The following is a 13,793-nucleotide window of genomic DNA, read 5'->3' on the forward strand; positions in this document are numbered from 1 at the left end:
CTACAGTCTGGCTGACTTTTAAATACAAGTTGGAGTAAGCTAAACGCTACTAATTTTTCAGCAGGGCGTTTAAATCAAACTTCAGTACGCAAAATTTCCAGCGGCGATTTTATTAATACGCTGCGGCTGTTTAACAAACCAATGGCTACCGTTAGCAAAGAAACAATAGCAAATACGGCCAGCGGAGGTCCTAACTGCGGATTAAAAGGCGCCTCGAAGCTGAATTTAGCCAATGCCCAGGTAGCTACAACCGATAACAGAATACCGGTGGCGGCGGCTAAGGCTCCCAGGAAGAAATATTCCAGGGCGGTTATGGTTAAGATTTGCCGCCGGTTGGCACCTAAGGTACGCAGGAGTACACTTTCCTGAATGCGCTGGTACTTGCTGATTAATACCGAAGCAATGAGTACCACCAAACCGGTGCTGATGCAGAAAGCAGCCATAAACTTGATAACAAAGGAAATTTTACCTAATATTTCGTCGAGCGTAGCCAATATTAAAGCCAAATCAATAACCGAAACATTGGGGAAGGTACGTACCAACGCTTGTTGAAACTGAGCTGACACCTGGTTAGATGGTACGCGGGTAACCAGTACGTGAAACTGCGGCGCTTCTTCTAAAACTCCTTTCGGGAAAACCACCAGAAAATTGGTTTGTACCCGGTTCCAGTCTACTTTCCGGAAACTGCCGATTACCGTAGGTATTAAGGCTCCCTGCACGTTAAATAATAACCGGTCACCAATTTTAGCATTTAAATTGTCAGCGTAATTTTCGGCTACCGAAATATAGATGGTGTCGTTGGGTGAGTTTACGGTGCCGCGCCATTTACCTTCGATAATTTTTTCAGAATCTACCAGCGTATCGCGGTAAGTAACCCGGTACTCGCGGTTAAAAACCCACGGTCTAATTTCAGCGGTACTGTCTGCTTTTATTTCTACACCCGTACGGCCATTTATTTCTTCCAGGCGCATGGTTACAATGGGTACCTGCTGCAGCAGCGGTAAGTTGTTTTGCTGGGCTAGTTTGGCTACCTGGTCGCGCTGGTTCGTCTGAATATCAAATAAAACCATGTTGGGCTGGTTGCCGCTCGCCGATAAACTTACCCGGTCAATTAAAATGCCCTGCACAAAATAAAGCGTGGAGATAAAAGCCGTACCTAAGCCAATAGAAACCAGTAATATTAAAGTTTGGTTATTGGGCCGGTATAAATTAGCAAAACCCTGCCGCCACAGATAGCCCCAGGAATTGGGAATAGACCGGCGCATCAGCCACATTAAACCGTAGGCTACGGCGGTAAGTACCGCAAAACCCAATAATACGCCGCCGGTAAAATATACTGCCTGGCGCCAGTTTTCCATTTGCAGCAAGCTAAAGCTTAAGACAAACAAAATAATGAGGCCGTACACCAGCCATTGCAAAGGATCGCGGCGGAAATTTACTTCTTCTAAAGAAAGGCGCAACGTATTCAGCGGCGAAATATTCCGGACCGAAACCAAAGGCAGCAAGGCGAAAAGCAAAGATATAATTACCCCCAGCGCCACGCCTTGCCCAATGGCCGCCCAGGAAGTAGCCATGGTAATTTCGATGGGTAGAAAATCGCCGAGTACGGCCGGTAAAGCTCGTTGCACCAGGGTGCCCAGAGCAGCCCCAATGAGCGAACCCAGCAAACCAATGCCCACAATCTGGATTAAGTAAATCAGGAAAGCTTGTTTGGCCTTAATACCCAGGCACCGTAATACAGCAATGCTGGCCACCTTTTCGCGCATATAAATATGAATGGCGCTGGCTACGCCAATGCAGCCCAGCAGCAAAGCAATAAAAGCTACTAAGGTTAAAAAGCGGGTTAAATCGGCGAAGGAACGGCCGGTATTTTCTTTGGTAGAGGCAATGGTATCTTGGTTGAGGCCTTCCTTATCTAAACGCGGTTCTATGGCTTCGGATAGTTTTTCGACATCAACGCCTTCGTCAAACTTATAATAATACCGGTAGTTTACGCGGCTGCCTTTTTGTACCAGGCCGGTTTGTTCTAAATATTGCAACGGAATATAAACCGCTGGGGCTACGGTGCTAGTGAGGCCGGTCTGGCCCGGCGCTTTGTTTAAGATGCCGGCAATAGTAAAAGATAAATTTCCAATCCGGATAGAGTCGCCCACATGGGCATTAAACTGCAACATCAAGGTTTTATCTACCAGGGCTTGGCGGCTGTTCCGGAAATTTTGGTTAGCGCTGATCGGAGTAGTTTCGAGAGCACCGTAATAAGGATAAGCACCTGCTAAAGCTTTTACCTGAACCAACCGGGTGCCTTGGTTTTTAATGAAATAAATCATCGAAGCAAAACTCCGTTCCTGCGAGCGGGTAGTGCCCAGCGAATCAATCAATTTTTGTAAGGCCGGCGCCGGAACCTGGTTGCTGGAAATAACCAAATCGGCGCCCAGCAATGTTTTAGCCTGATTGTCTATATCGTCGCGCAGGTTGTAGCCAAACGAATAAATGGCCACCAAAGCCGCAATACCCAGAATAATAGACGATACAAATAAAAACAAGCGCGAACGGTTCCGTCGGCTATCGCGCCAAGCCATTTTCAGAAGCCACGGCAGGTTTAAAGGTGTTTTAAAAATGGTGCGATCAATATCCATGGTTTCGTTATGCGTTACTCGTAGTTCGTTGTTCGAGTATCTCTGGTAATTATTTGCTAATTGTTAATTTCTAATTGATAGATGTTCCTGGAGCTGATTAACTCTTTCCTGTTAACTGATTACTGTTTCCTGATCACTGATAACTGTTCCCTGCCAACTGATCACTGTTAACTAATTCGTCGGAAGCAATGTGGCCGCCTTTGATGCGAATAATGCGTTGAGTTTTGGCTGCTAAATCCAGGTTGTGCGTAACCAAAACCAAAGTAGTGCCGGCATCCTGGTTCAAGTCGAATAATAATTTCTCTACTTTGTCGCTGGTTTCGGCATCCAGGTTACCGGTGGGTTCATCGGCAAATAATATTTTGGGCCGGTTAGAGAAAGCCCGCGCCAGCGATACGCGTTGCTGCTCGCCTCCCGAAAGTTGGGCTGGGTAATGGTGGTGCCGGTGCGCCAGACCAACTTTATCGAGTAAATCCAATGCTTGGTTTTTAATATTTTTCTCGCCGCGCAGTTCCAGCGGTACCATTACATTTTCGAGGGCGGTAAGCGTAGGTAATAATTGAAAGTTCTGAAAAATAAAACCCACGTAACGGTTGCGCACCTGGGCCCGCTGGTCTTCGCTGAGGTCATCGAGCCGGATGTTATTTAGCTCTACCGAGCCGGAGGAAGCCCGATCCAAGCCGGCACAAAGGCCCAATAAGGTAGTTTTGCCGCTACCCGAAGGCCCAACAATGGATACAGCCGCTCCTGCGGCAATCGAAAAATTTATATCGGTTAATACGGCCAGTTCTTTGCCGCCGCTCCGGTAGGTTTTGCCCAGGTTCCGGATATCTAATATTGTCGCCACTTTGCTTTTGGGTTATGAAGGCGCTTTTGAATATATTGCCTCCCAGATGTTTTTTTATTACTATAATAAACTCTTAAGTACGAAAATTATTTTAATATCTAAACCCTTAACCCTGCTACCTTGTTTAAATAAACGCTGGTTTTATAATAATCAGTTAAAATAAATTTTATGCTTAAAAATATTATATACGCGTGGCTGTTTTCCGTACTGGTGCTGGCTGGCTGTAATTCCGATAGTAAAAATCAAGCACAGGAAACTACAACAGCCGCAGATAAAGCAGTGGAAGAAAATAAAAAAGTAGAAATGAAGACCATTTTGTTCTTCGGCAACAGCCTGACCGCCGGTTATGGCTTAGATCCGTCCGAAGCCTTTCCGGCATTAATTCAGCAGAAAATAGATTCGTTGGATTTGCCTTACAAAATTATAAATGCGGGGTTGAGCGGCGAAACCACCGCCGGCGGCAAAAACCGGATAGATTGGTTATTGCGCCAAAAAATAGATGTATTTGTCTTGGAACTAGGGGCCAACGACGGCTTGCGTGGCATACCTGTTACCGAAACTGCCCGTAATTTGCAGATTATTGTGGATAAGGTAAAAGCCAAATACCCCGATGTAAAACTGGTGTTAGCCGGCATGGAAATTCCGCCGAATATGGGCGGAAAGTATGCGGCGGAGTTTCGGGTAATATTCCGGCAAATAGCCGAAAAAAATAACATGGCTTTTGTGCCTTTCTTGCTGCAAGGCGTGGGTGGCGTGCGCGAACTAAACCAGGGCGACGGTATTCACCCCACCGAAAAAGGCCACCGGATACTCGCTGAAAACGTATGGGAGATACTGCAAACAGTATTGTAATTGCTTAAACTTAAAGGCTGGTAAAAAAATGGCTTAGGGCATTAATTCGGCGATTCTGTTTTAATTAATTATATTCATTAACCAAAATAGCGCTGCACGAAAACAAGACGGGCAATGGTTTGTTTACTTATATACTACTAATATGAAGTAGAATATATAATTTTGATAAAATAAGTAATTGGTAAATGGCTGAAGTAGTAGCTCCGTTGAATGGGTACGCGGTAAAATATATTTCTGATGATGATGCTTTTCAAGAGGCCATAGCGAAATTAGAAAAAGCCCCGACCCTGGCTTTGGATTTGGAATTTGACGATAACCGCTATACCTACGGCCTTACGCTCTGCCTCATTCAGGTTGCCGATTTAGATACCTGCTACTTAATTGATCCGTTTGGGATTACCAGCTTAAAACCACTTTGGAATATTATTCAAGAGCCGGCGGTAATGAAAATATTTCACAGTGCCAGCAACGATATTTTACTGCTTAAAAAATTAGGTTGCCAGCCCCGCAATATTCTGGATACCGAAATTGCTTCGAAAGTTCTGAATTACGGGCGCACTTCTTTTGCCAACATGATGGCCGCGTTGTTTAATATTGAAATAGATAAATCGTACCAGGTAAGTAACTGGAATATTAGGCCGCTTTTTGAAGAGCAACTAAATTATGCCGCTGCCGATGTGGTGTATTTGCACGCCCTGAAAGACCGTTTGCTCTCGCAGGTGGAGTTGCTGAACCGCCTGGACTGGGTACAGGAAGAATGCCGCCTGCTGGAAGGAATAGAACAGAAAGGCCAGACCGACCGCTATCTGAAATTACGCGGCGCCGACCGCCTTACTTATTTTGAATTATATATCTTAAAGCAGCTTTATGATTTCCGGGAGAGCTTAGCCATTAAATTAAACAAACCGTCCGGCTCGGTTATTCCGAACGAAGTGCTGGTGAACCTGGTGCTGGAGCCACTCACCGATTACCGCGATTGGCAAAACACCAAAGGCTTGATGGGTCGCATTAAAGACCATGCCCACTACAAACTGTTTCAGAAAGCTTACCAGGAGGCCGAAGCGCAAGCCCGTGCGTTAAATATTTCAATGGAAAGGCCACCGCGTCCCCGTCGTCCGGATTACCTGGTTACCCGCGAAGAAGCCGACCGGCGTAAAAGCCGCCTTCAGCCCGTTCGACTCAAAATTATAGAAGAATATGGCGAGTTTACCGCCAGTCTTCTTTTTCCGCAAGGTTTAGTAAACGATTACGCCGAAGGCAAGCCTTTGGAAATTAAGAAAAATTACGCCCGCCAGGTAGTAGAGCCGCTTATCCAGCATTTCATGAGCGAAGAAATATTGCCAGACGATAAAACACCAATTCTATCCGAACAACCGGAGTAAATATATTATTTCCCACAATCCTGCTTCTAAAGCAGCACGGCTTTGCCAGTGCCTGGTATTTTTTTGACTTATCTCAAGTATTCTGTTATTCCTTTTCTGTAATTTTTGCACAAACTAAATATAAAATAAATAATTTGGGTAAAGCCTTAATAAAGCTTTATTTAAAATTAAAGAGTAGAGTTATTTTGAACTTTATCAGGTTTGTAAAATTAATTTAGCGCTGTATTTACAATGTTAATTTATTTAATAAGTAGAATAAATTATAAATATTAAGTTTATTTAATATATACTTAATAGGCGACTATGGTAATAAAAATATAATTATTGTATTCTTTTTAAGTTAGGGTTATTGGATTTTTAAGGTAAATTAGATTTAACTATAAAAAAATATAGGCTTACGTTGAAGTTGTATAATTTGTTGCAGGCAGCTTGGTAAATATAATTTTTATTTCGGATATTTGGTGCTGATGAGAATTGTACTTAATTAAAGTATTGCTTGTTGTGGTAGCAAATGTTATAAATTTACTTTAAAGTGTATTGGATGAAAAAAATTATACTCTGTCTGATACTTCTTACTTTTATAAAGATTTCTGGTAATAGCCAAGTAAAACCAGTGCTGGGAGCAGCGGCTCGTTTTACCGTATTAGCTGGTACCGGGGTAACCAACGCCGGTAATACCGAAGTTGATGGTAACCTGGGGGTGGCTCCCGGCAATAGTTTAACGGGCTTTCCGCCGGGTACCATCCGGGGAGGTACTCATTTAGCCAATACTACTGCTACAACGGCCCAAACAAACTTAACTAACGCTTATAACAGCGCCGCAGCGCAGGTTGCTACGCAAAATTTAACCGGGCAAAACCTGGGTGGTAAAACCTTGAAGCCGGGCGTTTACAAGTTTAACGGTAATGCTGCTTTAACCGGGGCGCTCACGTTAGAAACCAACGGCGATCCCGAAGAAATATTTATTTTTCAGGTTGATGGCAACTTACTGGTTGATAATAGTGCCACTGTTGATTTTCTGGAATTAGCGAAGCCCCGCATCGGCAATATTTTCTGGCAAGTAAACGGCAGTGTTACCATTGGTGCCGGCAGCTTTTTCCGGGGTACCATTATGGCCAATCAAACCATAAACATGGGAACCGGCGCGACCATTCAGGGGCGTTTATTGTCGCGTTCTAGTAATGTTAACTTAATCAATAATATTATTACTATTCCTACCGATTTAGCAGTTACCAAAACCAAAAGTCCGGGCATTAAAGCTCCCGAGTTATACTCGGTCGGCGAAAATATTACCTTTACCATTACGGCCCGTAACCTGGGGCCTTTAGATCGGACCAATGTGCGGGTAAATGATGTGCTGCCTTCCGGTTTAACGTATTTGAGTTCTACCACTACCAGCGGCACCGCTTACGACCCGCTTACTTCGCTTTGGGTAATTAATAATTTGCCGGTAGGCGCCACCGAAACACTTACCATTGTTACCCGCATTAATACCAGCCCTTCGGATTTTATTGTAAACAGCGCTACTATTGCGGGCGACGGCTTTGATGAAATAATTGAAAATAACCGGGCTACCGTAAACGTGTGCGTAGCGCCTTCTGACCCCGGCAATATCGCCGGACCGGTATCAGTATGTGTGAACAGCAGCGGCAATACCTACAGCATTACGCCTATTGATGGTGCTCGCTCGTACAATTGGACCGTACCCACTGGCTGGACCATTACCAACGGTCAGAATTCGGCTACTATTACGGTAACAGCCGGCAACAGTGGTGGTTTTATTACGGTTACTGCCGAAAATGTTTGTGCCGTAAGTGCCGTTAGCCGGAAAGAAATACAAGCTTCCAGATTATTGCCGCCGATGCCCGGGCCTATAACGGCTAACCCGGCCACAACCAATGTTTGCGCCAATCAAACTGGTTTTACTTACACCATTGCGCCGGTAACGGATGCAGCTTCTTACACCTGGAGCGTACCCGCCGGCTGGACCATAACGGCCGGACAAGGAACCACCACCATTACGGTTACTTCCGGTGCAACCGGCGGTAATATTGCGGTAGCAGCCGTTAATGGTTGCGGCAGTAGCCAGCCTCGTACTTTACCCGTAACTACCTCTACTATGCCGCCGGCACAACCTGCTGCTATTACCGGAAATTCCGGGCCTTGTATTGGCGTAAGTACAAGTTATTCGGTTGCACCAATTAGTGGCGTAAACTCGTATAGCTGGACCGTGCCTACCGGCTGGACCATTACCAACGGACAAGGTACCAACACCATTATCGTAATTTCAGGCAGTAACGCTGGTAATATTACAGTTACCGCTGCTAACGGCTGTGGTATCAGTACGGCAACTAATCTGCCGGTAAACCCTATTACGAATACTGCGCCGGCTAATATTTCGGGGCCAAACAATCCGTGCAACGCCAGTTCCGGTAATAGTTACAGTGTAGAAGCCGTAGCGGGCGCTGCCAGCTATACCTGGACCGTGCCGAACGGCTGGACTATTACCGAAGGACAGGGAACGACTAATATTAAGGTTACAGCGGGTAGTAATGCCGGTAATGTTACCGTAACTGCTTTTAATGATTGCGGCCCTAGTGCCACTAAAAGCTTGGCAGTAACGCCAACCAACAAACCGGAAGCACCCGGCGAAATAACCGGAACTACCAGCCAGCCTTGTGCCAGCCAGAGCAGCTTAACTTATTCTATTGCGGCAGTAGCCGGTGCCACCAGTTATACCTGGTCAGTGCCTAGCGGGTGGTCGATTACCGGCGGACAAGGAACAACTTCTATTACCGTTACCGCTGGCACTACGGCAGGAAATATTTCGGTAGCTGCCGTAAATAGTTGTGGCAGCACGCAACCCCGCACGTATGCAGTGTTTCCATCTACCACGTCACCAGCGCAGCCCGCTAGCATTACCGGAAATTCTGCGCCTTGTATTGGCGTAAGTGCTACTTATTCGGTTTCGGCTACAAGCGGCGTAAATTCTTACACCTGGACGGTACCTGCCGGCTGGACGATTACTGGTGGTCAGGGTACCGCTAATATTACGGTTACAACCGGAAATAACGCTGGTAATATTACCGTTACCGCTGCTAATGGCTGCGGAACCAGTACGGCCGCAAACCTGGCAGTAAGTCCCATCACCAATACCGCACCAGGCAATATTTCGGGTGTAACAGCACCGTGCGCTACTAGTACCGGCAATACTTACCACGTAGAAGCCGTAGCGGGTGCTACCAGTTATACCTGGACGGTGCCTAATGGCTGGACAATTACCAATGGACAAGGAACTACCAATATTATGGTTACCGCCGGCAATAATCCGGGCAGTGTTACCGTAACCGCTTTTAACGATTGCGGCCCTAGTGCCACTAAAAGTTTAACAGTAAGCCCAACTAACAAACCGGAAGCGCCGGGAGACATAACTGGAACTACCAGCCAGCCTTGTGTTAGCCAGAACAGTTTAACTTATTCTATTGCGGCAGTAGCCGGTGCCACCAGTTACAACTGGTCAGTGCCCAGCGGTTGGTCGATTACCGGCGGACAAGGGACAACTTCTATTACCGTTACTGCCGGAGCCAATGCCGGTGATATTTCGGTAGCTGCCGTAAATAGTTGTGGTGTTGGGATTGCTGCAAATTTAGCGGTAACACCTAGTACTACCGTGCCCACTGAGCCGATTAGCATTATTGGTAAAGAAAACCCTTGCGTAAGTGAAACCAATGTAACCTACTCGGTAAATCCGGTAACAGGTGCTACCGGTTATACCTGGACGGTACCGACCGGCTGGTCAATTATTGGGGGCCAGGGTACTGCGAGCATTACCGTAACTACCGGTAGCATCCCCGGTGAAATTGCTGTAACAGCAATAAATAATTGCGGCTCCAGTACGGCCAAGGCATTGTCGGTGGTGGCCTCAACGGCTCCTTCACCCGCGCCGGGAACTATTACCAGTAGCCAGTTACAACCTTGCTCCGGCGAAACCAATATTACTTACTCCGTTGCGGCGGTAAACCGGGCTACCAGTTATGCCTGGACGGTACCGGCTGGTTGGGTTATTAACAGTGGACAAGGCACAACAGCCATATCGGTAACAGCCGGTGAAACGCCCGGTAAAGTTACGGTAAAGGCTGTAAACGGCTGCGGCACTAGCGCGCCCAGTGAATTAAATGTAACCCCGCTGTTAAGTGTGCCATTAGAGCCCATTACTATAACTGGTACTTTTATTCCTTGTGCCGGACAAAATAACCTTACTTATTCCATTGCTGCCGTAGCTAATGCTAATGGTTATACCTGGACGGTACCGGCCGGATGGAGCATTACTGCTGGTCAGGGAACAACGAGCATCACCGCAATGGCCGGCACCCAACCCGGCGAAATAGCGGTTACTGCCCGGAATAATTGCGGCAGCAGTTCTGCTAAAATACAAGCGGTAAATGTAAGTACCGTAGCACCCGTTACTCCTGGTGCCATTACGGGTAATACTAATTTATGTGCCGGCCAGAATGGAATTACTTATTCGGTGTTGCCGGTGGCCGGTGCTAACAGTTATATCTGGACGGTACCAAACGGCTGGAATATTACGGCTGGCCAGGGTACAAACGCTATTGTGGTTTCGGCCGGAAGCACCGCTGGTGTTATTTCGGTAAAGACTACAAACAACTGCGGCACCAGCACGGCCCGCGAAGTTAGTGTATCGCCTACCACCAAGGCGCCAAGCAATCCGGGTGTTATTTCAGCAAGCAATACTACTATCTGTGCTGGCCAAACCAATATTATTTATTCGGTAACGCCGGTGGCCGGGGCTACTACTTACAACTGGTCGGTACCGAGTGGTTGGAATATTACCAGTGGCCAGGGAACCAATAGCATTACGGTAACGGCCGGCGCTACAGGCGGTACTATTTCGCTTACCGCTTATAATAATTGTGGAGCTAGTCCTGCGGCTATTTTAGCGGTTACGCCCGGTACACTGCCGGCTCCGCCAGTGGCTATTACCGGCGGTATTGCCCCTTGTTCCGGCAGTACGGGTAATACTTTCCGGATTGCCGCTGTGCCGGGTGCCACTTCTTATGTCTGGACGGTACCAACGGGTTGGGCAATTACCGCCGGTGCGGGAACCACAAACATTACAGTTAGGGCTGGTGAAGGCAAAGGGGTAATAACCGTAGCAGCAATTAATAATTGTGGTACCAGTGCTACCGTTAGTATTAATGTGGGGGCGGCTACGGCAGTGCCGGGTTTACCAGGTACTATTACGGGCAGCGGCAGCGTGTGCGCGGACGTAGCAGACCTTACTTATACCATTAACCCCGTAGAGAATGCTTCTAATTATATCTGGTCGGTGCCGGCAGGTTGGGTAATTACCGGTGGGCAAGGTACTACTATGCTTACGGTTACGGCCAGCAACAGCCCCGGTACTATCTCGGTTATTGCCGAAAATGGTTGTGGGTTTAGCACCGCCAGTATATTGCCGGTAGCCGTTACGGGCTCGGCGCCGCCGGTACCTTTGGCTATTAAAGGAACCACGAAAGTTTGTGCTAATCAAAACGAAATAGAATATTCTATTGGTGGCGTAAACGGCGCTACTACTTATACCTGGACCGTACCTGCCGACTGGGAAATTATTTCGGGTCAGGGAACAACTGCTATTAAAGTGAAAACCGGTACTACCTCGGGTAGCGTAAGAGTGGCTGCAGGCAACGGTTGCGGGGCCAGTACGGCCCAAGCTTTGGCGGTAAATATTACCAACGCGCCGGAACAGCCTTTAACCATATCGGGCATTCTTAACCAATGTGCCGGTAATACCGGTAGCAAGTATAAAATAGATGCCATTCCGGATGCCACTTCTTATACCTGGACTGTACCCACCGACTGGAAAATTACGGCCGGGCAAGGAACCACTACTATTACGGTAACGGCTGGTAAAGAATCCGGCAATATTTCGGTAACGGCGGTTAATGGTTGCGGCAGCAGCAAGGCCAGCACCGTAGTAGTTACTTCGGCCACAACGCCTACCCCGGCTCCCGGCCAAATCCGGACCAGTCAGGTATTGGCGTGTATTGGTCAGGAAAATATTACCTATACCATAGAGCCCATCGCAAACGCTAATTCTTACAACTGGGCCGTGCCCGCCGACTGGACCATTACCGCCGGTCAGGGAACCACCAGTATTACGGTTATTGCCGGGTCAAAAGCCGGCAGCGTTTCGGTAAAAGCGGTTAACGGTTGCGGCGAAAGCGATGCCAGCAGTATCAGCGTAAATCCGGGCCAAACCCCGGCGGTAGAAGTAGGCGTAGTAACCGGCGAGCCAATGGTTTGTACTGGTACTAAAAACTTAATTTATACCATTGAGCCGGTGCCGGGCGCTATTACTTACACCTGGGAGGTGCCGGCTGGTTGGGCAATTACAAATGGCCAAAATACCAATACCATAACTGTTACGGCGGGTAGCACAAGCGGCTTAATTTCGGTAACGGCTGCCAGCACCTGTGCTACCAGTTACCCCAGCAAGCTCGAAGTAAAAGTTAATCCGGCACCGCAGGCCCTCGGCGCAATTAAAGAAACCAGCACTTCTTGTACTGGCCTATCGTACTCGGTGGCGGCGGTAAACGGCGCAACCGGTTATACCTGGGAAGTACCAACTGGCTGGACCATTGCCAGCGGACAAGGAACAAATAATATTACCGTAACAGCTCCGGAAAACAGCAGTAAAGGCATTATTAAAGTTTCTTCGGTAACAGCCAGTTGCACCAGCGAACCCGTTTCTTTTGAAGCTGACCCCAGCCGGGCCAAGTCTAACCTAACCATTGCCAACGTGTTTTCGCCGAACAACGACGGCACCAACGACAAGTGGGAGATCCCAAATATTCTGAATTTCCCGGATAATGATTTGGTAATTATTAACCGCTGGGGCAACGAAGTTTATCGGAGCAAAAGCTACCAGAATAACTGGGACGGCGGCAGCCTGAGCGCCGGTACTTACTTTTATGTGTTAAACGTGAAAGAATGCGACGGCAACTACAAAACTTACAAAGGCTATGTAATGATGATGCGCTAAAAAGTTTGGTCTTAAGAAAGATAAAAAGCAGCAGGATATGAAAAAACTTTTACTCTTCTGGTTATTACTCTTGGGTTACGGGGCCTCGGCCCAGCAAAACCCGCAGTACAGCCAGTATATTTTTAACGGGCTGGTTATAAATCCGGCTTATGCCGGCAGCAAAGGCATTGTAAATATTAACGGTATTTACCGTACCCAGTGGGTTGGCTTGGAAGGGGCGCCCACTACCCAAACCCTGAGTTTGGATGCCGCCGTAGCCAGAGAAAAAATAGGCTTGGGTTTACACGTAATGAACGACCAGATTGGCGCGCAGGGGCAGAAAAGCTTTTACTTCAGCACAGCGTTCCGGGTACGGCTCGGCGAAAGTGCCCGCTTGGCTTTAGGTTTAGCGGGCGGCGCTTCGGAATATTATATTGATGGTACCCAATTGCACCCCACCGATCCGGGTTTTGACAGCGCTATCCCGACCAGTTACGAAAGATCGATGTTGCCCGACGCGAAAGCCGGTGTATTTTTTAACACCGAACGCTTTTACCTGGGTTTATCGGCTTCTAACTTGGTTGGTTTTAAAAACGACTTTGTAGCTACGCCCACGCGCCATTATTTTATTACCACCGGCTATGTTTTTGACTTAAGCGATATGATTAAGTTTAAGCCTAGTGTTTTGCTCAAAGACGATTTAAAAAGTACCGCCAACCTGGATTTGAATAGCTTTTTCCTGATCGGCGACCGGATTTGGCTGGGTGGCGGTTACCGCATGGGGGTTAAATATTTAAGCAAGCCAAACCCCGAAAATCAGGATTTGAGCATGCGTAACGCCTGGATGGGCATGACCGAAATTTATTTCACCCCGAAAATAAAAATTGGGTACTCACACGATATTACCCTTACCAGCTTAAAAAGTTACGCCACCCACGAAGTATCAATTGGCTTTTATTTTTTCAAGAAAGAAGAGGCCCGTACCCTAACTGTTCGGTATTTCTAAGGCCAATATTTTAATAGTATTTAGT

At 47.2% G+C, this 13,793-nt stretch carries 6 protein-coding genes; 4 read left to right on the top strand and 2 right to left on the bottom strand.

What is annotated here, in order from left to right; genetic code table 11:
* Window positions 1-74: 74 nt before the first annotated feature.
* On the bottom strand, window positions 75-2,636 hold the full coding sequence (locus F0145_RS00325) for an ABC transporter permease (RefSeq protein WP_223815750.1): 2,562 nt from the start codon (window positions 2,634-2,636) through the stop codon (window positions 75-77).
* A 133-nt stretch (window positions 2,637-2,769) separates the two neighbouring features.
* Window positions 2,770-3,483 (bottom strand): ABC transporter ATP-binding protein, encoded by a 714-nt coding sequence (locus tag F0145_RS00330; RefSeq protein WP_150086078.1) that lies wholly within the window; start codon window positions 3,481-3,483, stop codon window positions 2,770-2,772.
* A gap of 168 nt (window positions 3,484-3,651) precedes the next feature.
* Here F0145_RS00330 and F0145_RS00335 point away from each other — a divergent pair, with 168 nt between their 5' ends.
* From F0145_RS00335 to F0145_RS00350, 4 genes are all read left to right on the top strand, one after another.
* A complete protein-coding gene (locus F0145_RS00335) occupies window positions 3,652-4,335 on the top strand; it encodes an arylesterase (protein WP_150086079.1) in 684 nt (227 codons plus the stop codon).
* Between the two features lie 185 nt (window positions 4,336-4,520).
* On the top strand, window positions 4,521-5,717 hold the full coding sequence (locus F0145_RS00340; RefSeq protein WP_150086080.1) for a ribonuclease D: 1,197 nt from the start codon (window positions 4,521-4,523) through the stop codon (window positions 5,715-5,717).
* 541 nt (window positions 5,718-6,258) lie between these two features.
* Window positions 6,259-12,783 carry an ice-binding family protein gene (locus F0145_RS00345; protein ID WP_150086081.1) on the top strand — a complete coding sequence of 2,175 codons (6,525 nt, stop codon included), beginning with the start codon at window positions 6,259-6,261 and terminating at the stop codon, window positions 12,781-12,783.
* A gap of 37 nt (window positions 12,784-12,820) precedes the next feature.
* Entirely contained in the window at window positions 12,821-13,768 is a 948-nt protein-coding gene (locus tag F0145_RS00350; RefSeq protein WP_150086082.1) for a PorP/SprF family type IX secretion system membrane protein, read from the top strand.
* Window positions 13,769-13,793: the final 25 nt, after the last annotated feature.

Source organism: Adhaeribacter rhizoryzae (genome assembly GCF_008629685.1).
In the GTDB taxonomy this organism is placed as follows: domain Bacteria; phylum Bacteroidota; class Bacteroidia; order Cytophagales; family Hymenobacteraceae; genus Adhaeribacter; species Adhaeribacter rhizoryzae.